The sequence below is a fragment of the Flavobacterium sufflavum genome (assembly GCF_004016525.1).
GTDB classification, from domain to species: Bacteria; Bacteroidota; Bacteroidia; order Flavobacteriales; family Flavobacteriaceae; genus Flavobacterium; species Flavobacterium sufflavum.
In genome coordinates this window covers 342,086-367,083 of sequence record NZ_SACJ01000003.1, presented here as the reverse complement: position 1 = coordinate 367,083, position 24,998 = coordinate 342,086, and the positions used below count along the sequence as shown (strand labels likewise).

The window sequence follows — 24,998 nt, the reverse complement described above, 5'->3', positions numbered from 1 at the left end:
TATTTGGTTAGTGTTAAATTACATTAACCCATTTATCTTCGCATACTGCAACAACATAATGGTTTTAGCATCTTTTAATTCTCCTGTTTCAATCATTGCATAAGCCTGGTCAAAAGACATTTCTAAGACTTCGATGTTTTCTTGTTCATGGTCCAGTCCGCCGCCTTCGCTGACTTTCATTGAAGCGTCATATTCGCCAATAAATAAATATAGAATTTCGGTTATGGCACCCGGTGACATATAGGTTTCCATGATTTTTTTAACCTTAGAAATTCTATAACCGGTTTCTTCTTCTGTTTCTCTGATTATGCATTGTTCGGGTTCGTCCTGATCTAATAAGCCGGCGCAAACTTCGATCATCATTCCGCTTTTATTTCCGTTTAAGTAGGTTGGTAAACGAAACTGGCGGGTTAAAATAATGGTTTTATCTGTTTTGTTATAAAGTAAAATGGCCGCTCCATTTCCACGATCGTAGACTTCTCTTTTTTGAGTAATCACGCTGTTGTCAGGTTTTTGATAATCAAAAGTTACTTTGTTCAGAATGTACCAGTTGTCCGAAAGTAGTTTGGTTTTTTGGATGGTTATTTTTGGGTCGTTCATGTGTTGTGATTTTGGATATAAAAAAACGCCCTGAAAAATCAGAGCGTTAATTGTTTATTTCATAATAGTTTGTTTTCTGTCCGGACCTACAGAAACAATTTTGATAGGCACTTCAAGTTCTTTTTCAATGAACTCGATGTACTCTTTTAATTCAACCGGTAATTCCTCGTAAGTTGTCATTCCTGTTAAATCTTGTTTCCATCCTTTGAATTCTTTGTAAATCGGAGAAACATTTTCTTCTTCCACATTGTAAGGGAAGTGAGCGATGTTTTTTCCTTTGTAATTGTATTCAGTACATATTTTCAAAGTGTCAAAACCTGAAAGTACGTCACCTTTCATCATCATCAGTTGAGTTACTCCGTTTACTTGTACTGCGTATTTCAATGCTACTAAGTCTAACCATCCACAACGTCTTGCTCTTCCTGTAACCGAACCAAATTCGTTGCCTACTTTTGCCATTGTAGCACCAACTTCGTCAAAAAGTTCAGTAGGGAAAGGACCGCTACCTACACGAGTAGTGTAAGCTTTGAAAATTCCGTAAACTTCTTTGATTTTGTTTGGAGCAATTCCTAAACCTGTACAAGCTCCGGCAGCTGTAGTGTTAGAAGAAGTTACGAATGGGTAAGTACCAAAATCAACGTCTAGTAAAGAACCTTGAGCTCCTTCACATAAAATTGATTTACCAGCTTTTTGAGCTTGGTACATGTATTCTTCACTATCAATAAAGTCTAATTTTTTGATTTCTTCGATTGCTTCAAAGAACTCAGCTTCAAGTTCAGCTAAGTTGTATTGTAATTCCACTCCGTAGAATGCAATCATTGCTTCGTGCTTGTCAGCTAGAGAACGGTATCTTTTTTTAAAATCTTCTAATTCAATATCTCCTACACGTAGACCATTTCTACCTGTTTTGTCCATGTAAGTTGGTCCAATACCTTTAAGTGTAGAACCAATTTTAGCTTTCCCTTTAGAAGCTTCAGAAGCAGCATCTAATAAACGGTGTGTAGGTAAGATTAAGTGTGCTTTTCTGGAAATGATTAATTTCTTTTTGATATCAATGTTGAATTTTGCCAATCCTTCGATTTCTTTTTGAAATACAACAGGATCGATTACAACACCATTTCCAATAACATTTACCGCTGATTTATGGAAAATTCCAGAAGGAATGGTTCTAAGTACGTGTTTAATTCCGTCAAATTCTAAAGTATGCCCTGCATTAGGTCCTCCTTGAAAACGAGCAATAATATCGTAATTTGAGGTAAGAACGTCAACAATTTTTCCTTTTCCTTCATCTCCCCATTGTAATCCTAGTAATAAATCTACGGTCATTTTAATTTCTTTATTTTATCGTTAATTCGTTTTGGTGGTAAATTGTTTACCGCCCTTTTTTAAACTAAATGTTATCGTTATTGGTTTCTTCTTTCTCTTCGTCTGTTTTTGCCACTCTTTTTGTACCATAAAAATACAAGGAATGATTTGTGATGTCTACATCAAAAATTTCTTCGATGGTCTTTTTGATAGATTGAATTCTTGGGTCACAAAATTCTACTACATCACCACTATCTGTCATGATAAGATGGTCATGTTGTTTGTCAAAATAGGATTTTTCATAGTGTGCCTGATTTTGACCAAACTGGTGTTTGCGTACCAAAGCACAGTCAAGTAGTAATTCTATAGTGTTGTATAGCGTAGCTCTACTGACACGGTAGTTTTTGTTTTTCATTTTGATATATAGATTTTCTATATCAAAATGTTCTTCGCTTTCATAGATTTCCTGAAGTATAGAGTAACGTTCAGGCGTTTTTCTATGCCCGTTTTTCTCAAGATACATTGTAAAAACGTTTTTTACAATCTCCTGATTTTTGTTGTTATTTGTGGAAATGAGTGTCATATTCGGCAAAGATAAATTTTTATTTTAATAGTTTTCAAGTTTAAGTACTTATAAGATGATAATTTTGTTTTTTTTCAATAAAATCAAATTATAGTTTAAGCCTCTTTTTTTATTTAAAAACGGTTTTAAATACTTAAAAAGTATTTGGAATAAAGCATATTATGAAAAAACTAATTTTTGTAGACTCTGGTTACCCGGTCGATTCCGTCGATTTTTTTGATGTTTTCGATTAGTTTTTTCAAAATGGTGATATTTTGTACAATCACCGTAAGCTGTCCTTTGAAAAGTCCTGCGTCACCACTCAATGAAATACTTTGAATATTTACGTTCATATTATTCGAAATTACCTTTGTCAACTCGTTAGTTAAACCAATAGTGTCCATTCCTGTGATGTTCAAAATGGCTTTGAACTCTTGTTGAGAAGAGTCGATCCATTTGGCAGGCATAATACGATATGCATAATTGGATTGTAAAGAAATAGCGTTAGGGCAATCTTTTTTATGCACTTTTATTCCTTCATTGATGGTAACGAAACCAAAAACCTGATCTCCGGGTATTGGATTACAACAGGTAGAAAGTTTATAATCTAATTTGTCCTGCTCCTTACCAAAAACCAACATGTCATAGTTGTTGTTTAAAACAGGTCTGTGGATATCGGTGTCAGCGGTATTACCGCCACGCTTAATTTTGCTTTTGAAGAAATTGATTAAAGTATTGCTTTTTTGTGCGGCAAAATCCTTTAATTGTTGGTTGTCGATGGTGCCAATTCCCACTCTGTAAAATAAGTCTAAACTGGTTTTAAGGTGAAAAAAGTTAACTAATTCATTAGTCACCGCTTCGTTTAAGGTGACTTTAAGGTGTTTTAGTTTACGGGTAAGTACTTCTTTTCCTTCTTCAGCAATCTTTTTAGTGTTTTCGTTAAGAACGTTTCTAATCTTATTTTTTGCTCTCGAAGTAGTTACATAATCTAACCAGTTGGCAGTAGGTTTTTGATTTGGAGAAGTAATAATCTCTACCTGGTCACCACTTTTTAATTCGTAATTTAAAGGAACTAATTTTCCGTTGACTCTAGTTCCGCGGGTTTTAATTCCAATTTCGGAGTGGATACTAAATGCAAAATCAAGTGATGTTGCTCCTTTAGGCAAGGATTTGATATCACCTTTAGGGGTAAAAATGTAGATTTCTTTTGAATACAAATTCATTTTGAAATCTTCCACAAAGTCAATAGCGTTGGTTTCCGGGTTTTCTAATGCTTCTCTTAATAAGTTGAGCCAAACATCCAAACCGCCTTCTTCGGTAGCTCCATTTTTGTATTTGTAATGTGCAGCATAGCCTTTTTCGGCAATTTCATCCATTCGTTCACTACGTACCTGAACTTCGACCCAACGTCCTTTAGGTCCCATTACCGTAATGTGAAGCGCTTCATAACCTGTTGATTTAGGTGATGAAATCCAGTCTCTTAATCGGCTTGGGCTGGGTCTGTAATGATCTGTAACGATAGAATAAATTTTCCAGGCAATAAATTTTTCGTCGTGTGGATCTGATTTATAGACAATTCGAAGCGCAAATTTATCGTATACTTCGTCAAAGCTTACATTTTGGGCTTTCATCTTTCTACGGATGGAGTAGATGGATTTTGGACGTCCTTTTATGATGTAATCAATTCCTTCGGCATCTAAAGAGGCTTTAAGTACATCCGAGATGTCTTTGATATAAGCATCTTGTTGTTCCTTGGTCTCTTTTATTTTGCTGACAATGTCATTGTATATGGCAGGTTCGGTATATTTTAAACCTAAATCTTCCAGTTTTGTTTTAATGTTATATAAGCCTAATCTATGGGCAAGTGGCGCATAGATGTATAAGGTTTCTGAGGCAATTTTGACCTGTTTATGGTCATCCATAGATTCCATAGTTTGCATATTGTGCAATCTGTCGGCTATTTTTATCAGGATTACGCGCACATCATCATACAGAGTCAACAACATTTTTCGGAAGTTTTCGGCCTGCATAGACACATTCATGTCTTTTTGTACGATGGATATTTTAGTCAAACCTTCCACAAGTTGTGCTACCTTAGGATTGAACATTCGCTCAATATCTTTAACGGTAGTTGGTGTGTCTTCTACAACATCATGTAATAAAGCGGCAGCAATTGAAGTGGCTCCAAGACCTATTTCGGAGGCGACAATTTTGGCAACAGCAATGGGGTGAAAAATATAAGCTTCTCCTGATTTTCTTCTTTGGTCTTTATGAGCTTCAACAGCCACGTCAAAAGCTTTGCGTATCAGTTTTTTATCCTCAGTAGTTAAGGTCTGGTAACTAATACGAAGTAATTCTTTGTATTCTTGAGCAATTGCTTTATTCTCTTTTTCGATATCTATTTCTGTCATAAGTGCAGGGTTCATTTTCTAAAAATAACGATAAGTTCGCATATATGCAAGAGTTTGAATTGTTGATTTCAAATTTAGTGCTTGAGTTTTTAGTCCCTAGTCCTTAGTTCGAAGTCGGTATTGTAAAATCTGAAATCTACAATCTAAAACCCTCTCTGTCTTTTAGCTTCGAATATTAATATGGCTGCGGCAACCGAAACATTCATGCTGTCGATTTCTCCCTGCATAGGAATAATGATGTTTTGTGTAGCGGCGTCTCGCCATTCCTGGGTAAGTCCGGTAGCTTCGGTTCCTACTACTAAGGCTGTAGGTTTTGTATAATCCTGAGTGTGGTAACTTGTTGAATTTTGTAAGGTCGCGCAGTAAAAATTGATGTTTTTTTCTTTTAAAAAAGAAATGATTTCAGCGGTGCTTGCAGTTGCAATTTGGTTCGTAAATAAACAACCTACGCTGGAACGAACAATATTAGGATTGTATAAATCGCTTTTGGGGTTGGCAATAATTACAGCGTCTAGATTAGCGGCATCGGCGGTTCTTAAAAGAGCGCCTATATTTCCTGGCTTTTCAGGAGCTTCGGCAACCAGAATTAAGGGTGTGGCTGAGAGCTTTAAATCCGAAAGTTGTAATGATTTTGATTTGGCCACAGCCAATACACCTTCGGTGGTTTCGCGGTAGCTTAGTTTTTGAAATACGTCTTTATTGATTTCGATTAATTCAGCTGATTTGGCTAATTTTTTTGCTTCAATTTCGCTGCAAATTTCAGGATAAAACAATACGGTTTCAATTTCATAATTTCCTTTTACGGCTAACGAAATTTCGCGTACTCCTTCAATTAAAAAAGTTCCTGTTTGTCTTCTGTTTTTGGCTTTTTCCTGTAATAATACTAAAGATTTTATGAATGGATTTTGAATGGATGTAATTTGTTTCAAGAGATTCTAAATTTTAGTATTGTGAAAAATTAAACAGTTCTTTGGACTACTTCAAAAATTTTAGCATCCTCACATTTTAATGTTTTCGAAGGGAATTTCATTAATAAAGCATAGTCGTGAGTTGCCATGATGATGGTTTTTCCGTTAGCATTAATTTTTTTCAAAACATCTAAAACTTCAATGCTGGTTTGAGGATCTAAGTTTCCTGTAGGTTCATCGGCAAGGATAAGTTCAGGATCGTTAAGTAAGGCTCTTGCTATGGCTACACGTTGTTGCTCACCACCAGAGATTTGGTGTGGCATTTTTTGCGCATAGTTTTTCATGCCTACTTTATCCAGTACTTCTTCTATTTTTCGATTCATTTCATTTTGATCCGTCCATCCTGTTGCTTTAAGTACAAAAAGCATGTTGTCCTGGATAGAACGATCCGGTAACAATTTGAAATCCTGAAAAACAATTCCTATTTTACGTCTTAAAAACGGAATATCATCTTCTTTCATTGTTTCTAAATCAAAGTCTACAATGTGTCCATTTCCTTCTGTCAATGGTAAATCGGCATAGAGCGTTTTCATTAAACTACTTTTACCTGAACCCGTTTTTCCAATGATATATAGAAATTCACCATGGTTTACTTCCAAGTTAACATTCGATAAGATTACTTTATCTTCTTGATAGATAGTTGCATTTTTTAATGACAGTACGGCTTGAGACATAATGTAGGATTTGTTTATGGCGTAAAAGTAATTATCAATTATGAAATAGCAATAGTCAAATACTAGTTTTTTGTGGTCTGTTAAAATATTTGTTCATAATAAAACCAATTAAGGGTTCGTTATAAAATTTATTATATGATATATTTGAATATTAAAATAAAATAAAAATGCGTAAACTTTCCTGGCTCTTCTTTTTGTTGGTTTTTGTTCAAACCACTACGCTTTTAGCACAAAAATCATCGATATATACTAATGATTTAAAAGATTATAATAGAGCAGTTTCTTTGTATAAAGACAATCAATATGCTTCGGCCCAGTTTCTTTTCGAAAAAGTAAAAGAAGTAACTAAGGATGATGAAGTTAAGTCAGATTGTGCTTATTATGATGCCAGCTGTGCTGTTCGATTAGGGCATGCCAATGCTGATGCTTTGATGGAAAACTTCCTTGAAGGATACCCAACTAGTTCTAAAAGCAATCAGGCTTATGTTGAGGTCGCACATTATTACTTTAATCAGGGGAATTATGCTGAAGCTTTAAAAAGATTTGAAAAAGTCGATGAAAGTCAGCTAAGTGCTAAGGATAAAGACCGATTTAATTTCCAAAAAGGGTACAGCTTATTTAGTTCTAATAATAAAAAAGAAGCAAAAACGTATTTCAATAAGGTTTTGAAATCAGATGTTTATGGTTCTCAGGCTAAATATTATTTAGGTTTCATGGCTTATGAAGGCGATAATTATCAGGAAGCCAATAAATATTTTGATCAGGTTTCGGGAGATGAAAAATATGCCGAAAAACTATCGTATTATCAGGCCGATATGAGTTTTAAATCGGGGAATTTTGAGAAAGCGATTGCTTTAGGACAAAAAGCAATGGGCAAATCGAATGCCCAGGAAAAATCAGAATTGAATAAAATTATTGGCGAAAGCTATTTTAATTTAAAAAAATACAACGAAGCCATTCCGTATTTGGTTGCTTATAAAGGCAAAAGAGGGAAATGGAATAATACCGATTATTACCAATTGGGTTATGCTTATTACAAACAAAATGATTTTGAAAATGCCATTGCCCAATTCAATAAAATTATTGGAGGAAAAGATGGAGTAGCTCAAAATGCCTATTATCATTTAGGGGAAAGTTACCTTAAATTAGATAAAAAACAACAGGCGTTGAATGCTTTTAAAAATGCTTCCGAAATGTCGTTTGATGCAGCAATTCAGGAAGATGCTCATTTAAATTACGCTAAGTTGAGTTATGAATTAGGAAATTCATACCAAAGTGTGCCTTCAGTTTTATTGGGTTTTATCAATAAATATCCAAATAATTCCAGTCGTCCGGTAGTGGAGAAATTATTGATTGATTCTTATATTTCTTCTAAAAATTATAAAGCAGCCTTGGCTTTATTGGAAAAAAATAAAACTCCTGAGAATAAATTGGCTTATCAAAAAGTGACATTCTACAACGGTTTAGAATTGTACACCGATAGAAATTATAGCGGAGCTTTACAGATGTTCCAGAAATCTTTAGCCAATTCAATTGATGCCGAATTTACGGCAAGAGCCACTTTCTGGAAAGGAGAAACTGAGTATGTTTTGGATGATTACAATAAGTCATTGTTGAGTTTCAAGCAGTTTGCCGGGATGTCGGCTGCAGCAGCAACACCAGAATATAAAAACAGCAATTACAATATTGCTTATGCTTATTTTAAGTTGAAAGAATACGATTCGGCTGGAGATGCTTTTCAGAAGTTTATCGATAAAGTAAAAGATGATAAAACAAGAGTAACCGATGCTTATTTGCGATTAGCCGATTGTCGTTTTGTAACTACTAAATACTGGCCGGCTATGGATGCCTACAATAAAGTAATCGAACTTAAAAGTGTAGATGCTGATTATGCCTATTATCAAAAAGCAATTTGTAATGGTTTTGTTGGCAAAAATGACAAAAAAATCGAAGAGTTGAATTCGTTTTTACAAGCTTATCTTAAATCGAGCTATCGCGATGACGCTTTGTTCGAATTGGCAAATACTTATGTTGCGACTAATAAACAGGATTCTGCCTTAAAAACTTACGACCGATTAATCAGCGAATATAAAAACAGTGCTTTTACTTCAAGAGCTATTTTGCGTCAGGGATTAGTTTATTATAATTCAGACAGAAATACTGAGGCTTTAGTGAAATTCAAAAAAGTTGCGGCCGAATATCCTAAAACTCCAGAAGCTTTAGAAGCGGTGGCTACAGCAAGATTGATATATGTAGATAGTGGAAAAGTGGGCGAGTACGCCAGCTGGGTTAGAACATTGGATTTTGTTGCTGTTACCGATGCTGATTTGGATAATGATACTTATGAATCGGCGGTAAAACAATATGAGCAAAATTATATTGCTCAGGCTATTTCCGGTTTCAGAGCTTATCTTTCGAGTTTTCCAAATGGAATTCACGCTTTGAAGGCTAATTATTATTTGGCGCAAGCCTATTATGGTGAAGGTCAAAAAGACAATGCACTTCCATATTATCAGTATGTTGTTAATGAACCTAGAAACGAATTTACTGAGCAGTCTTTAGCTAGATTAGGGCAGATATTATTAGATAGTGGTGCGAAAGAAAAAGCAATTCCGGTATTGGCGCGTTTAGAAAATGAAGCTGATTTATCTCAAAACAAAGTCTTTTCACAGGCTAATTTGATGAAATCTTATTATGAGAAGAAAGATTATGCAAATGCGGTTGTTTATGCTGAAAAAGTGTTGAATAATCCAAAAATAGATGATAATATAAAAAGTGATGCACAAATAATCATTGCGCGTTCAGCTATGCAAACAGGAGATGGGGCTAAGGCTAAAGCGGCTTATGCCAAAGTGCTTGTGATAGCTAAAGGAGAACTTGCTGCCGAATCCCTGTATTATGACGCTTATTTTAAGAACAAAGAAAATAAGTTTGAAGCATCGAATACTGTTGTTCAAAAATTAGCAAAAAGCTACGCTACTTACCGTTATTATGGAGCAAAAGGATTGGTATTAATGGCTAAAAACTTTTATGGTTTAAAAGACAGTTTTCAGGCAACCTACATTTTGGAAAGTGTAATTCAAAATTTTGCTGATTTCCCGGATGTTGTTTCAGAAGCTCAAACGGAGTTAAATGCTATCAAGGGTGAAGAAGCCAAAACCAATTCGTCAATTAAATAAATAATAAAGAACGTAGTTTTTAGTTTGAACTGCTTTTTAAAAAATAAGAAATATGAAGTTTAATTTCTCAAAAAAAATAATCCTGTTCCTTTTTCTAATGGCTTTGCAATTTTCTTTTGCTCAAAAGAAAAAAGAGGAGAACATTGGTTCGGAAGTGGTAAACGTAGTGAAACCTTATACACCAACAATTTCAGACGCATCTAAAATTCAGGAATCTCCTGTTCTTGATGATGAGGGCAATGCTAAAAAAGAAACCATAAAATATTCTATTTTTTCTTTTCCTGTAGCTTCGACTTTTACACCGGCAAAAGGAAAAGCCGAAGGTGTGGATAAGGAAGCTAAAGAAAAGTTCTTTAATAATTATGCTACTTTGGCAATTGGGAATTATGGAACGCTTAATGCTGAGTTGTTTGTGAATCAGGAATTAGCTAATAATGATTATGTAGGCGGAATGTTTCGTCATTTTTCTTCTCAGGGTGGTATCAATAATTTGGAGCTGGATGATTGGTTTTATGACACCGCTTTGGATGTGACTTATGGTGCTAATTACGATAAAATGTCATGGAATATAGATTTGGGATACCAAAATCAAGCTTATAATTGGTATGGTTTGCCAATGGATTTCGGGAGTGCATTGACTCCTGGGGATAGAAATAATCTGATTGCAGGTATCGATTCAAAACATTCGTATAATGGAATTTCTTTAGGAGGAAAACTTAATTTTACTGAAGGTGCTTTTAAAGATGCATCGATGAAATTTAGTCATTTTTCAGATAGTTTTGGATCTTCTGAAAATAGATTTTACGTTAAACCGGCTTTGCAATTTGATGTAGCAGATCAATTGGTGAAAACCGATATTATTGTAGATTATGTGGGAGGTTCTTTCGATAAAAATTATGAAGATACCAATACAGCCAAGGTTAAATACGGTTTTACTAATTTAGGAATTTCTCCTAGTTTTAATATTAACGAAAACGGTTGGAATGTAAAATTGGGAGCTTCATTGTTTTATAGCATCGATAAAATGGGAGCTGACAATAAATTTTTAATATACCCAAATGTGAGCGTTTCTTATCCTGTGGTTGAGGATTTGATGATTTTTTATGCAGGAGCCGAAGGAAGTTTAGAGCAAAATTCTTATATGGATTTTGTGAAAGAAAACCAGTTTTTATCGCCTACTTTAGCAATTGTACCAACAGACAAGCAGTACCAAATTAGTGCAGGATTAAAAGGAAAATTAGCTTCCAGTGTGAGTTATAACATTCAGGGTTCTTATAATAATGAGAGAAACAAAGCTTTGTTTAGAAGTCATGACTACACTGAAAACAATGCTAATGAAGATTATGCTTATGGTAATTCGTTTCAGGTGGTTTATGACGATGTAAGAACGTTTCGTTTTTCAGGTAATTTGAAAGCTGATTTTTCTGAAAATGTAAGCTTTGCTCTTGGAGGGACTTTTAGCAGTTACAAAAATAGTGTGGAGCAGGAAGCCTGGAATTTACCTGCTGTAGAAGTTAATTCTTCCATTGATTTTAATATTACACCAAAATGGTATGCCGGAGCAAAATTGTTTTATGTGGGAGAAAGAAAAGATTTTCAATTGAATACCGATATTGTTTACGTAACACAACCTGAGCCAATGACTTTAAAAAGTTATGTTGATTTGAATTCGCATGTTGGTTACAAATACAATTCTCAGCTTACCGCTTTTTTGAAGTTGAATAATATGACGAATAAGTCTTATCAAAAATGGATGAATTATCCTGTACAAGGTTTTCAGGTGATGATAGGGGGTAATTATAAATTTGATTTTTAGGGGAGTTAGGTTTTTAAGTCGTCTTTAGTTTAACCACAAAGAGCACTAAGGTTTTCGCTAAGTTCACAAAGTTTTAATTCTTTGTTTTTGCTTTCGAAATCTTAGTGCTCTTTGCGTTTAATAACTTTGTGTCCCGATAGCTATCGGGATTTGCGGTTAAATAAATGTTTTATTCTGTAAAAGGAATCGCAACACGGGTTTTGTCCCAACCCAGGTTCAGAATCATTCCGTTATCGGCTTTGGTGAAAACCATAGAAAAGGCTTCAAGCGATTCTTCAGCCTGAGTAGCAGGAACAACTAATCGGGCAACATCATTCGCTTCTTTATACGAATAAGCACCCCAAATATTAATGTCTTTGTTTAAAATGATGGTCCATTCTTTTTCTCCAGGAATGGTGTATAAAGAATAACTCCCCGCTTTGATTTTTGTTTTTCCAAGATTAACATCTTTGTAGAAAGTGATTTCGGTAGCTTCGTTGGCACCGGTTCTCCATACTTTTCCGGCAGGAGTCAGTTCGCTTAAAGCGCGTCCTTTAAGTTGTGGGCGGCTATAGATAACTTTTGCTGTTTTTGTTGGGATTTTGTTATCAGCAGGGAATAAGGCTTGATCCATTGGGCTTTTGTCTAAACCAGGAAATTTTTGAGCTTGTGTATTTGTCGCTAATAATAGTAGAAAGCCAAAAGCGACTGCGGAAATGAATTTGAATGTTTTCATAATTGATTTAAAAAAGAATAAGATTAGTAATGATTCTTTTACGAAGTTAAATAAAAATTGTTTTACGATTGGTTAAGAATTTCAAATACACCTAAAATAGTGTGAGATTGGGATAATAAAGTAAATTTGCTTTTTTATTCCTGAAAAAAGAATCTCTTAGTATCTTAATGAAATGACTTTCAAACAAAAAATATATGATTATTATTGCCGATTAGTAGAAGATCGAATCGATGCTTTTCGGGATATGATTTCGGCTTTGACCGAGGATTCTAAAAATGATGCAAAAGGCTCGGCTGGAGATAAACACGAAACAGCTTTAGCGATGATGCATTTGGAACAGGAAAAATTCAATACTAAACTAAGGGAAGTTCTAGAGCAAAAAGCAGTTTTGGACAAAATCGATGCTTCGGTAATTGCAAAAACAATCGTTTTGGGGAGTTTGGTAAAAGCCAATGGAATTTATTTGTATCTGTCTTTGGCTTTGCCAAAAATAACTATTGACGGAATAAATGTGATTGCCTTATCGCCACAATCGCCATTGGGAAGTAAGTTAATGGGGAATTCGGTTGGTTTTACTTTTGAAATTAATGGAACAAAGTATTTGATTGAGAGTGTTGAGTAGTTCTCTGTCATTACAGGAATTAAGTGTTAATTTTGGTGTTTGAAAATTAATAGAAATGAGAGAAATAATTTTAACATTAGTAATCTTAATTTTAGTTGGGAGCTTTATTTATTTTTTTCGATATAGAAATAAAGAGAAACCAAAAGTTGGAGTTAAGAGAAAAGATTCCGCAGAATATTTTAAAGACTATATGGAATTAAAATTATATTGGGGTTCTATATCTTTAATTGTTATTGGTATTATTGGTTTGCTTGCAATTGGAATTATAGAAATGACTATTATATAATTTTATTCAAAAAATAAGTCTAAGCAGAAAGAAGCTGTAAATTATACAAGCACCAAAACGATTCTGTTTGTATAAAGCAAAGAATAAGCGATAATTTACATAAAAACCAAAGTCTGTTTTTTTGAGATGGACTTTGGTTTTTATGCATTTGAAATCATTTAAAAAAATGGGATTCCCTAAAAAAAACTTTCGTAAATTCGCCAGCTTAAAAGTTTGACTTTAAAACGAATTAAAATTATGAGTAAAATAATGACAGTCGACATCTTGTCGAGTATTAAAGGAGCACAGCCTTCCGAGAGCGTGAACAAATTATTTGATGTAATCAAGAATGCACATCCATCAAATAATAATTCCTTGAATAATGTCAATCATAATTGTGTGTCAGTGAGTGATTTAAGAGAGGATGTTGTGGTAGAGAGTTCGGCTATTGAGAAACAACTTATTTTAGAAAATTTCCCGAACAAAAAAAATGGTTTTTTAGTTGTTGCTAAAGTTATAGAAGGATAAAATGGATTCTAAAATAAAAGAAATACACCAACAATTGGTGTCAAAACAAATTACTTGTACGGCTTTAGTACAGGAAAAATTAGACTTACTTAAACAAAATACATACAACTCTGTAAATTCTTTATTAGATACTTTGGCGCTTGAATTAGCTGCTAAAGTAGATGCAAAAATAGCAAACGGAGAAACCATCGGTTTGCTGGAAGGAATTCCTTTTGGAATTAAAGATGTGTATATGTTGCAGGGAACTTACACTACGGCAAGTTCTGATTTGTTGAAAAATTATAAATCACCTTACACAGCTACTGCTATTCAAAAATTATTGGATGCGGGTGCTATTCCATTGGTAAAAGAAAACTGTGATAGTTTTGGTCACGGTTCTTCAAGTGAAAACACCATTTTTGGAGCGGTAAAAAATGCAATTGATCCAACATTAGTTGCCGGAGGTTCAAGTGGAGGTTCTGCAGTGAATGTTGCCAAAGACTATACTGTGTTTTCTATTGGTGGAGATACGGGAGGTTCGATTCGTCAGCCTGCCGGTTACAATCATATTTACGGTTTCAAACCAACTTACGGAAGAATTTCCAGATACGGATTGATGGCTTACGCATCTTCTACGGATTGCGTTGGTCCATTGGCAAAATCAATTGAAGATATCCGAATTGTGTTGAATGTAATGAGTGGAAAAGATCCTAAAGATCAAACTTCTGTTGCTTCAACTGAAATTAGTGAAGAGGCAATTGCAACTTCCGCTGTAAAAACAGTAGGTTATTTTAAAAACTTTATTGAAAGTGATGCTATCGATGCTCAAATAAAAGCTGATTTTTTAGCTAGCATCGAAAAAATAAAAGCTAAAGGAATTGAAGTTAAAGAATTGGATTTCTTTGAATCGGATATTTTGGTTTCTACATACTATACATTGGCAATGGCTGAAACGGCTTCTAATTTATCCCGTTTAGACGGAACCAATTATGGAAACCGAATTGAAGCGGAGAATTTAATTGAAACTTATGCTGTGACACGTTCTGAAAACTTTTCAGAAGAAACAAAACGCAGAATTGTAGGTGGAAATCAGGTGTTGTCACAAGGTTTTTCAGATGAAATATATTTAAAAGGATTGGCTTTAAGAGATCAGATTTCTGAAAATTTCAGTAAAGATTTTTTAGCCGTGGATATTGTTTTGTCTCCAGTTACACCTAGTACACCACCTAAAATTGGAGACAGTTTAAAAGCTCCTTTAGCAATGTATTTGTCTGATGTTTATACGGTTGGTTTTAGTTTAGGGCAATTGCCAACTTTAACTGTGCCACAAGGAACAAGTACTGGACTGCAAATTACTGCAGCAAAAAATAATGATGAATTAGTGTTGAAGTTTGCTAACTTCTTAAAAGATACGATATAATGGAATTGGAGCAATTAACTGCGGCTTTAAAAGCCCACGATTTAGAATTGGTAATCGGACTGGAAACACACGTTCGATTGAATACCAAAACCAAGTTGTTTTGTTCTTGTCCAAATCAAGAAATAGAAACAGCTAACCAAAATATATGTTCGGTTTGTACCGGGCAAATGGGTGTTTTGCCTGCTTTAAACAGAGAAGCAATTACCAAAGCGATTTATTTTGGAAAAGCGGTCAATTCGACATTTAGTAATGAAGTGATTTCTTGGGATAGAAAGCATTACGAATATCCTGATAATCCAAAAAATATCCAAATAACGCAATTTCATAATCCAATAATTCCTGACGGACAGGTTTCTTGTTACCGAAACGACGGTTCTCAATTTACCGTGAATTTAACGCAGGTTCATATTGAAGAAGATGCGGCAAAATTGATGCACGAAAAGAAGATTTCGTTAGTTGATTTTAACAAAGCGGGTGTTCCGTTGATTGAAATTGTTACCGAACCTTGTGTTCGTAATATTGAAGATGCTTCGACTTACGCTCAATATATTCAGCGTATAGTTCAGAATTTAGGAATCTCTGAAGCGAATTTGGAAAAAGGAGAATTCAAATCGGATGTTTCAGTTTCTTTGCGTAAAATAAATTCGGAGGTTTTAAACCCAAGAACGGAAATCAAAAACTTGAACTCTTTTAAGTTTATGGTCGAAGCTTTGAAAGAAGAAGTAGAGAAACAATTCAATTATTTTATCGAAAATAAAGAGTTTAGACCTGATCAAACGACTGTGTTGTGGGATGCTGATTTAAAGCAAACCAAAACCATGCGTAAAAAAGAATTTGAAGCGGATTACCGTTTTATTTCGGAGCCAGATTTACCTTTTGTAAATATTAAGGCTGAAATTGAAGCGATTAAAGTAGATACAAGTGCTTTGCCTTACGCTGTTGAATCTATTTTGATTAACGGTGGTGTTTTGCCACAAGATGCTAAGTTTTTTACAGCAGATGCTTTGCGTTCAAGAACATTTGTGACTTTAAATAACGAAATTAAAGATCCTTCGTTTGTTGCTAAAACTTTGGCTAATAATGTCAAGGCTGAAGATTATGCTAAAATCCATAATATTGAGCATTTAATAACCATTTTTGTGTTATTTAAAGCCGAAAAAATCACGGCGGTTTTAGTTCAAAATGCGATTTCAGGATATTTAAAAGATCAAAATTTTGACTATAATAAATATTTTGAAGAGAATACCATTTCGGAAGAAAAAGTTCAAGAAGTAATTTCGACTGTAATTTCAGAAAATGAAGCGGTTGCTAATGATATTAAAGCCGGCGACCAAGGAAAAGCCGGTATTTTAGTTGGTAAGGTTTTAGGTGTTATTGGAAAAGGGGCAAATGGAAAAGTAATTCGTCAAATTATTTTAGATAAATTAGGAGCTGCTGCTGTTTTGGAAAAAGAGCAAGCTTCTGAAAAAGTTTCTAAAGAAACAGTTACAGGGCAAAAGGAAAGTCATGAAGAATCACTTCCTGAAATCCCAATTGTTATAAAAGATACGTACAGAACACATAAAATTTCGCAATTATCAGAAGAAAATATCAAAGAAGAAGTGATGTTGTCTGGTTGGGTTGCGAGTGTCCGTGACCACGGTGAATTAATGTTTATTGATTTGCGTGATTCAAGTTATGAGATTTTCCAAATTCGTATTAGTAGAGAGTCATTTCCTAATATTGATGAGTTAGTGAAATTGAAACCGGAATCGGTAATTTCGGTGAAAGGTATCGTGGTAGGACGTAATGAAGATGATTATAATGCAGGACTGCGTACAGGTAAAATAGAATTAGAAACTTCAGTTTTAGAAATTTTAAATTTATCTAAAACATTGCCTTTCGAAATTAAAAGAGCGGCTAAAACAAACGAAGCAATCCGTTTTCAATACAAGTTTTTGGATCACAGAAACGAAGAAGTAAGGAGAGCAATCGTTAATCGTCATAAAGTAATTAAGTTAATTCGTGACATTTTAGATACTGAGGAGTTCTTGGAAATTGAAACGCCAATTTTAAGTGCCGGAACTGATGAAGGAGCACGTGAATTTATTGTTCCTACACGTAAACAAGCTGGTTTGTTTTACACCTTGCCACAAGCGCCACAGCAATTCAAACAAATGTTGATGGTGAGTGGTTATGAGAAATATTTCCAGGTAGCGCGTTGTTTCAGGGATGAGGATTCCCGTGGAGATCGTCAACCGGAATTTACGCAATTGGATATGGAAATGGCTTACGCCAGTATGCAGCAAATTATCGATTTGAATACTAAAATATTTAATGAAGTAGTTAAGAAAGTATATGGTAATAAGTGGATTTTGCGTCCGTTTGAAGTGATTACATACAAGGATTCGATGGATTTCTATGGTTGTGACCGACCTGATTTACGTTACGGATTGAAAATGCAGGACATTACAGCTATCGTAAAAGATACTACTTTCCAGGTTTTTTCTAAACCAATTGAAGAAGGCGGAATTGTAAAATGTATCAAGGTTTCGGCTCAGGAGCAAGGAAACAAACGTATGTCTAAAGGTCAAATCGAAGCATTAACTGCTATTGCTCAACAGCACGGTTTAGGCGGATTGGCTTATATTATTGTTAATGAAGAAGAATTGCAATCGCCAATTATTAAGTTCTTGGGTGAAGAAATTGCAGCAGGAATCATAAAAGCTACTGATGCGCAGGTTGGGGATATTGTATTCTTTTCAGCGGCAGATTACGCTACGGCTAATAAAGCTTTAGATGCTGTTCGTCAGGAATTGGGTAGAATGTTGCACTTGATTAATCCGAAGGAATTACGTCCGGCTTGGGTGGTTGATTTTCCAATGTTCGAAAAAACAGATGAAGGAAGATGGACATTTACACACAATCCGTTCTCGATGCCAGCTATTTATGATTTGGAAAAACACATGAATGGTAAGGAAGAGGAAATTGGTTCTATCATTGCACAACAATACGATATTATTTTGAACGGTTACGAAATTGGTGGAGGATCAGTTCGTGCACATAAATCGGAGATTTTAGAAGCAACTTATAGAAATATGGGTTACAACAAAGAAGAGATGATTAAAAGTGTGGGAACTATGTATAAAGCTTTCCAATATGGAGCACCGCCACACGGAGGAATTGCTTGGGGAATTGATCGTTTAATGATGATTTTGGAGAAAAAAGCATCTATTAGAGAAGTAATGGCTTTCCCGAAAACAGGAACCAGTGAAGATTTATTGTTTGGAGCACCATCTCTTTTGTCTGATAAAAAGGTAGAAGAAATGAATGTTAGAATAATTAAATAGCAATATCAAAAATCAATTTCAATAGCAAATTGAAAAATAATAAATTTCCAAAACGACATTTTAAATGGTTGTTTTGGAAATTTTGTTTTTAATGAGTTATGTTTTTATTGAATTTGAATATTGCCATTGGTTTTTGAAATTGATATTGAATTTTGTTGTCGAAATTGACATTTTTTGTTGATAACTTAAAGGCTTAAAAGGTTATTTTTAACGCTATATAGTTTGCGTTTTTATATATTTGCTTGTTAGACAAAATTACATTTAGAATAAAACATATGAGCGAAGAAATCAAGAACAATTATTCAGCAGATAGTATTCAGGCGTTAGAAGGAATGGAGCATGTAAGGATGCGTCCTTCCATGTATATTGGAGATGTAGGAGTTCGAGGACTGCATCACTTGGTTTATGAGGTTGTTGATAACTCCATTGATGAAGCAATGGGTGGTCATTGTGATACCATAAGTGTAGCGATAAATGAAGATGGTTCTATTACAGTTGAAGATAATGGGCGTGGTATTCCGGTAGGAATTCATAAAAAAGAAGGAGTTTCGGCACTTGAGGTTGTAATGACTAAAATTGGAGCCGGAGGTAAATTTGATAAAGATTCGTATAAGGTTTCCGGAGGATTGCACGGTGTTGGAGTTTCTTGTGTGAACGCTTTGTCGAATCACTTAATTGCTACGGTTCATAGTAGTGATGGAAAAGTATACCAACAAGAGTATGAAAGAGGAAAAGCGCTTTATCCTGTAAAGCAAATTGGGGATACTAATAAAAGAGGTACAATTGTTACTTTTTATCCTGATCCAACTATTTTTCAGCAAACTATCGAGTTTTCTTATGATACTTTGTCAGCGCGTATGCGTGAGTTGGCTTTTCTGAATAAAGGAATTACCATTAATTTTTGTGATAAAAGAGAATTAGATAAAGAAGGGAATCCTGTGGGTGAAGTGTTTCATTCACAAGAAGGACTTAAAGAATATATTCGTTATTTAGATGGAAATCGTGAGCCTATTATTGCACATGTTATTTCTATGGACAACGAAAAAGGAGAGATTCCTGTTGAGGTGGCTTTGATTTATAATACAAGCTATTCTGAGAATATTTTTTCTTATGTAAATAATATTAATACTCACGAAGGGGGTACGCATTTGCAAGGTTTTAGAACTGGTCTTACAAGATCATTGAAGAAATATGCCGATGCTTCCGGAATGTTAGATAAACTGAAGTTTGATATCTCTGGGGATGATTTCCGCGAAGGATTAACTGCAATTATTTCGGTAAAAGTAGCTGAACCACAGTTTGAAGGACAAACTAAAACCAAACTTGGAAACAGAGAGGTTGTTTCTCCTGTGAGTCAGGCGGTAAGTGAGATGGTGGAGAATTATTTGGAAGAGAACCCAAATGATGCTAAAATCATTGTTCAAAAAGTAATTCTTGCGGCTCAGGCCCGTCATGCGGCTAAAAAAGCGCGTGAAATGGTTCAACGTAAAACCGTAATGGGTGGTGGTGGATTGCCAGGAAAATTATCAGATTGTTCTGAGCAGGATCCAGCAAAATGTGAGGTATATCTTGTCGAGGGAGACTCGGCGGGTGGAACTGCTAAACAAGGTCGTGATAGAAATTTCCAGGCTATTTTGCCGTTGCGTGGTAAGATTTTGAACGTTGAAAAAGCAATGCATCACAAGGTTTTTGAAAACGAAGAGATTCGAAATATATTTACTGCGCTTGGAGTAACTATTGGAACTGAAGAAGATAGTAAAGCTTTGAATATTTCGAAACTGCGTTACCATAAAGTAATCATCATGTGTGATGCTGATGTCGATGGTAGTCACATTTCTACTTTGATTTTGACATTCTTCTTCCGTTTTATGAAAGAATTAATCGAAGAAGGTCACGTATATATTGCAGCTCCGCCTTTGTATTTGGTTAAAAAAGGAAACAAAAAAGAATATGCCTGGAATGACGTACAACGTGATCAGGCCAATGAAAGAATGGGTGGAAGTGCAGCTATTCAACGTTATAAAGGTCTTGGAGAGATGAATGCGGAGCAGTTGTGGGAAACTACTATGGATCCGAATTTCAGAACTTTACGTCAGGTAACTATTGAGAGTTTAGCCGAAGCCGATAGAGTTTTCTCTATGTTGATGGGTGATGAAGTTCCGCCACGTAGAGAATTTATCGAGAAAAATGCTGTTTACGCTAATATTGATGCGTAAAAAATAGTTTATTCGGTGGTTATTTTGGTCAATAAATTGTAGATTAGCAGTACTAACCAATTTTTTACTTAACCGAATAAACATTAAAATATGAAAGTTACTATTGTAGGAGCAGGAAACGTAGGAGCAACCTGTGCAGATGTTATTTCTTATAGAGGAATTGCCAGTGAAGTAGTGTTGTTAGATATCAAAGAAGGTTTTGCCGAAGGGAAAGCTTTAGATATTATGCAATGTGCTACCGATACAGGATTCAATACCCGAGTGATAGGAGTTACCAATGATTATTCAAAAACTGCCAATAGTGATGTGGTGGTGGTTACTTCTGGAATTCCCAGAAAACCGGGGATGACTCGTGAGGAACTTATAGGAATTAATGCAGGGATAGTAAAATTGGTTGTTGAAAATATTTTAAAATATTCTCCTGATACAATTATTGTTATGGTTTCGAATCCAATGGATACGATGACTTATTTGGCATTGAAATCGACTGGATTGCCAAAAAACAGAATTATTGGAATGGGAGGAATTTTAGATAGTTCCCGTTTTAGAACTTATTTGTCTTTAGCTTTGGATAAACCGGCAAATGATGTGTCGGGAATGGTTATAGGTGGTCATGGTGATACCACTATGATTCCGTTAACGCGTTTGGCTTCATATAATGGGATTCCGGTTTCGCAATTTCTGTCTGAAGAAGTTTTGCAAAAGGTAGCGGCAGATACAATGGTAGGAGGAGCAACACTTACGGGGCTTTTAGGGACATCAGCCTGGTATGCGCCGGGAGCATCGGTAGCATTTTTGGTTGACAGTATTTTGAATGATCAAAAAAGAATGATAGCCTGTTCGGTATATGTTGAAGGGGAATATGGTCAGAATGATATTTGTATTGGAGTACCTTGTATTATCGGTAAAAACGGAGTGGAGGAGATTTTCGATATTCAATTAAATGATCAGGAAAAGGCATTGTTTGCAAAGAGTGCTGATGCAGTTAGAGCAATGAATGACGCTTTGAAAACTATTTTAGCTTAAGTTTTTTTCACATATAAAGTGAAGACTGCAATTTTGCAGTCTTTTTTTTGAGATTAATTCATAAATAAATTGGTTAATCTTAACCAGAATTATATATTTGCTCGGTTTAAAAAATGACAGCTGGCTTTTGCTTTTTTTTATGGTTGAATGAATGAAAGCTAAAGTCTTGTTTATAAGAGTTTAACACAGAATAATAAATTTAAAATAATTAATTTTTAGTAATAATGCAGAATAAAGGACTTATTAAATTTTTCGCAATTCTATTTGCATTGGTAAGTATTTACCAACTCTCGTTCACTTTTGTGGCAAATGGTGTCAAAAGTGAAGCCAAGGCTTTTGCAGGAGATAATCCTGATAAAGAGCTAAAATATTTAGATTCTATTGGTAAAGAAAGTGTGTTGAATCTTGGTTTTACCCAGTTTACTTATGATGAAGTAAAAAACAAGCAGCTAAATAAAGGTCTTGACTTAGAAGGAGGAATCAACGTTATTCTTCAAATTTCTATTAAAGACGTTTTGAAAGGATTATCAAATAATTCTAAAAATCCGGTATTTAATAAGTCATTAGCTGATGCAACTGCAAATTTAGAAGGAAACAAAACCTATTTAAATAAGTTCTTTGAAGCTTTTGAAGCTAATTCAAAAGGAAGCGTAAAATTAGCTTCTCCAGATATTTTTGCAAATAGATCTTTGCAAGGTGAAGGAGGAATCGATTTTCAAATGACTGATGCACAGGTTCAGAAAGTTATCAAAAGAAAAGTTGATGAGTCTATCGAAAGTGCTTACAAAGTATTGAGAGAGCGTATCGACAAATTTGGGGTTACACAACCTAATATCCAAAAATTAGGAGAATCAGGAAGAATCTTAGTGGAACTTCCAGGTGCTAAAGATGTGGATAGAATTAAAAAATTATTAGGTGGAAAAGCGCAACTAGAGTTTTGGGAAACTTATAAGATAGAAGAAATTGGAAACTTCTTGATGGCTACTAATGAAGCTTTGAAAAAGACAGAAGTTGCTAAGACAGAAGCTAAGCCTGTAGTTAAGGATTCATTGAGTGCTTTATTGACAGATACTACTAAAGATTCTGCTACTACTAAAAAAGGAAATAATCCTTTATTGGATAAAATGATTGGTCAGGGTGGTGGACCGGTTTTGGGGCTTTTCTCTCCAAAAGATACTGCCGTTGTTAATGGATATTTCAAAAGACCAGAAATTAGAATTTTATTAGGTGCTGACCAGCATTATGCAAAGTTTGTATGGAGTAAACCAACAACTTTAACAGACAAAACAGGAAAACAAATTGAAGCAGTTGAATTATATGCTTTAAAAGGTAACAGAGACAATGTGCCTGCAATGAATGGTGGTCTTGTAACTGATGCTAAAGATACTTTTGACCAAATGGGTAAACCTGCTGTTTCTATGCAGATGAATCCTCAAGGTGCTAAAATTTGGGAAGAATTGACAGGTAGAGCTTTTACTCAAAAAAGTTATATCGCTATTGTTTTAGATAATATTGTTTACTCTGCACCGGGTGTTACAAGTGGACCAATTGCGGGAGGAAGATCAGAAATAACAGGTTCTTTTGATATTTCAGAAACTAAAGATTTAGCTAACGTATTAAATGCGGGTAAATTACCAGCTTCTGCAGATATTATTCAGTCAACTGTAGTAGGACCATCTTTAGGTCAGGCTTCTATTGATGCTGGTATGATGTCTTCAATAGTAGGTTTCTTCCTTGTTTGTGTTTGGATGGTATTCTATTATGGTAAAGCAGGTTGGTATGCAAACTTAGCTTTGTTATTAAACTTACTATTCTTATTCGGAATTATGGCAAGTTTTGGTTTTGTATTAACATTGCCAGGTATTGCAGGTATCGTATTGACATTAGGTACTGCAGTTGATGCTAACATCATTATATATGAAAGAGCTAAAGAAGAATTGCGCGAAGGTAAATCGTTGTCTGAAGCAGTTGTGTCTTCTTACGGATGGCACGGAGCAATGCGTTCTATTATTGATGCTAACGTAACTCACGTATTAACTGGTGCTATCTTGTTTATTTTTGGAACAGGTCCAATTAAAGGGTTTGCATTAACATTGCTTATTGGTATTGTAACTTCATTGTTTACATCTATTTTTATTGCCAGAATTTTTATTGATAAAAATATTTTAGGAAAAGCGACTTTGACTTTCTCTACTAATATTACTAAAAACTGGTTCACTAATTTCCATTTCGATTTTATAAAAATCAAAAAAGTTACTTATATCTTCTCTTCAATTGTAGTTGTAGTAAGTTTGATTTCTATTTTCTTTGTTAATGGTTTAGACGAAGGTGTTGATTTTGTGGGAGGAAGAACTTTCCAGGTTAAATTTGAAAAACCGGTAGATGCAACTGCAATTTCAGATGAATTATCGGCAGCTTTTGGTACTCCGGTTGAGGCTAAGATTTTAGGTGATGATGATCAGTTAAAAATTACAACTAAGTACAAAATCAAAGAAGATGGTGTAGCTATTGACGAAGAAGTTAACCAAAAATTATATCAGGCATTAGCTAAGTATTATCCAAATACTTCTTATGATAAATTCATTAATGCTTTTGACGGTAAAAAAGTAGGAGTATTACAGGCTTCTAAAGTGGGGGCTTCTATCTCTGAAGATATCAAAACCAATTCGTACTGGGCAGTTCTAGGAGCGATGGCAGTTATTTTCTTATACTTGATGATTTCATTCCGTAAATGGCAGTATTCATTAGGTGCGATTGCCGCTGTTGCGCATGACGTAATCTTTGTACTAGGAATTTACTCTTTATGTTATAAATTCATGCCTTTCCACATGGAAATGGATCAACATTTTATTGCTGCAATCCTTACCGTTATTGGTTATTCTATGAATGATACAGTAATTGTATTTGACAGAATCAGAGAGTTTATCATTGGAAACCGTAAAGGTAGTTTTGAAGAGATTGTAAATGCTTCTATCAATACTACATTGTCAAGAACATTGAATACTTCATTAATGATGATTATTGTATTATTAACGATGTTTATTTTTGGTGGAGAATCAATCAGAGGATTCATCTTTGCAATGTTAGTAGGTATCGTGGTAGGAACTTATTCTTCATTGTTTATTGCTACTCCGGTATTGGTTGATACTATTTCGAAAGAAGAAAAAACAACTGTAGAAAAGCAGCATCAGGCAGCATAATCTACTTTTGTCAGAATATAAATTAAGACCCAGCTTTTTGTTGGGTCTTTTTTTTTTGATAGTAATGAACTAATTGTTGAAGTGTGGTTTTATATTTCGCAATTCATTTTATTAAAAGTTGGTTTTTTAATATATTTACCTAGTAATAGGTTTCCCCAAAATCTCAATCTATTTTAAAAATTA

17 protein-coding genes are annotated in these 24,998 nt (G+C 34.6%); 10 read left to right on the top strand and 7 right to left on the bottom strand.

Annotated elements, in window-relative coordinates; all coding sequences use genetic code 11:
- Window positions 1-18: 18 nt before the first annotated feature.
- From nudK to EOD40_RS07255, 6 genes are all read right to left on the bottom strand, one after another.
- Window positions 19-600: a GDP-mannose pyrophosphatase NudK gene (gene nudK, locus EOD40_RS07280; RefSeq protein WP_071185216.1), complete on the bottom strand. Its 582-nt coding sequence runs from the start codon at window positions 598-600 to the stop codon at window positions 19-21.
- A 54-nt stretch (window positions 601-654) separates the two neighbouring features.
- The gene (locus EOD40_RS07275; protein ID WP_128194230.1) at window positions 655-1,926 is read right to left on the bottom strand and encodes an adenylosuccinate synthase; all 1,272 of its coding nucleotides are present in this window, start codon (window positions 1,924-1,926) and stop codon (window positions 655-657) included.
- Between the two features lie 64 nt (window positions 1,927-1,990).
- Complete coding sequence (locus tag EOD40_RS07270) at window positions 1,991-2,488, bottom strand: Fur family transcriptional regulator (RefSeq protein WP_128194229.1); 498 nt, start codon at window positions 2,486-2,488, stop codon at window positions 1,991-1,993.
- 170 nt (window positions 2,489-2,658) lie between these two features.
- Entirely contained in the window at window positions 2,659-4,878 is a 2,220-nt protein-coding gene (locus tag EOD40_RS07265; RefSeq protein ID WP_128194228.1) for a RelA/SpoT family protein, read from the bottom strand.
- A gap of 143 nt (window positions 4,879-5,021) precedes the next feature.
- Window positions 5,022-5,807 carry a TrmH family RNA methyltransferase gene (locus EOD40_RS07260; protein ID WP_128194227.1) on the bottom strand — a complete coding sequence of 262 codons (786 nt, stop codon included), beginning with the start codon at window positions 5,805-5,807 and terminating at the stop codon, window positions 5,022-5,024.
- Window positions 5,808-5,836: 29 nt separating this feature from the next.
- Window positions 5,837-6,520, bottom strand: coding sequence for a cell division ATP-binding protein FtsE (locus tag EOD40_RS07255; protein ID WP_128194226.1), 684 nt, complete (start codon window positions 6,518-6,520; stop codon window positions 5,837-5,839).
- 167 nt (window positions 6,521-6,687) lie between these two features.
- On the opposite strand from EOD40_RS07255, the gene EOD40_RS07250 reads away from it, so the two are divergent.
- Both EOD40_RS07250 and EOD40_RS07245 read left to right on the top strand, forming a co-directional pair.
- Window positions 6,688-9,699 (top strand): tetratricopeptide repeat protein, encoded by a 3,012-nt coding sequence (locus tag EOD40_RS07250; RefSeq protein WP_128194225.1) that lies wholly within the window; start codon window positions 6,688-6,690, stop codon window positions 9,697-9,699.
- Window positions 9,700-9,751: 52 nt separating this feature from the next.
- Window positions 9,752-11,515: a TonB-dependent receptor gene (locus tag EOD40_RS07245; RefSeq protein ID WP_128194224.1), complete on the top strand. Its 1,764-nt coding sequence runs from the start codon at window positions 9,752-9,754 to the stop codon at window positions 11,513-11,515.
- 169 nt (window positions 11,516-11,684) lie between these two features.
- Here EOD40_RS07245 and EOD40_RS07240 read toward each other — a convergent pair whose 3' ends face one another.
- Entirely contained in the window at window positions 11,685-12,230 is a 546-nt protein-coding gene (locus tag EOD40_RS07240; RefSeq protein ID WP_128194223.1) for a DUF2911 domain-containing protein, read from the bottom strand.
- A 172-nt stretch (window positions 12,231-12,402) separates the two neighbouring features.
- Here EOD40_RS07240 and EOD40_RS07235 point away from each other — a divergent pair, with 172 nt between their 5' ends.
- From EOD40_RS07235 to secDF, 8 genes are all read left to right on the top strand, one after another.
- Window positions 12,403-12,852 (top strand): hypothetical protein, encoded by a 450-nt coding sequence (locus EOD40_RS07235; RefSeq protein WP_128194222.1) that lies wholly within the window; start codon window positions 12,403-12,405, stop codon window positions 12,850-12,852.
- Window positions 12,853-12,907: 55 nt separating this feature from the next.
- Window positions 12,908-13,138, top strand: coding sequence for a hypothetical protein (locus EOD40_RS07230; protein ID WP_128194221.1), 231 nt, complete (start codon window positions 12,908-12,910; stop codon window positions 13,136-13,138).
- 237 nt (window positions 13,139-13,375) lie between these two features.
- Complete coding sequence (locus tag EOD40_RS07225; RefSeq protein WP_196781422.1) at window positions 13,376-13,645, top strand: Asp-tRNA(Asn)/Glu-tRNA(Gln) amidotransferase subunit GatC; 270 nt, start codon at window positions 13,376-13,378, stop codon at window positions 13,643-13,645.
- 1 nt (window position 13,646) lies between these two features.
- Window positions 13,647-15,044, top strand: a complete 1,398-nt coding sequence (locus EOD40_RS07220) for an amidase (protein ID WP_128194220.1) — start codon at window positions 13,647-13,649, stop codon at window positions 15,042-15,044.
- Window positions 15,044-18,373, top strand: coding sequence for a bifunctional amidotransferase subunit GatB/aspartate--tRNA ligase AspS (gene gatB/aspS / locus EOD40_RS07215; RefSeq protein ID WP_128194219.1), 3,330 nt, complete (start codon window positions 15,044-15,046; stop codon window positions 18,371-18,373). The genes EOD40_RS07220 and gatB/aspS overlap by 1 nt, the downstream gene beginning before the upstream one ends.
- Before the next feature lie 275 nt (window positions 18,374-18,648).
- Complete coding sequence (gyrB, locus tag EOD40_RS07210; protein ID WP_128194218.1) at window positions 18,649-20,589, top strand: DNA topoisomerase (ATP-hydrolyzing) subunit B; 1,941 nt, start codon at window positions 18,649-18,651, stop codon at window positions 20,587-20,589.
- Window positions 20,590-20,679: 90 nt separating this feature from the next.
- Entirely contained in the window at window positions 20,680-21,615 is a 936-nt protein-coding gene (gene mdh / locus EOD40_RS07205) for a malate dehydrogenase (protein ID WP_128194217.1), read from the top strand.
- A 224-nt stretch (window positions 21,616-21,839) separates the two neighbouring features.
- Window positions 21,840-24,815 (top strand): protein translocase subunit SecDF, encoded by a 2,976-nt coding sequence (gene secDF, locus EOD40_RS07200; RefSeq protein WP_128194216.1) that lies wholly within the window; start codon window positions 21,840-21,842, stop codon window positions 24,813-24,815.
- The last annotated feature ends 183 nt before the right edge of the window (window positions 24,816-24,998 follow it).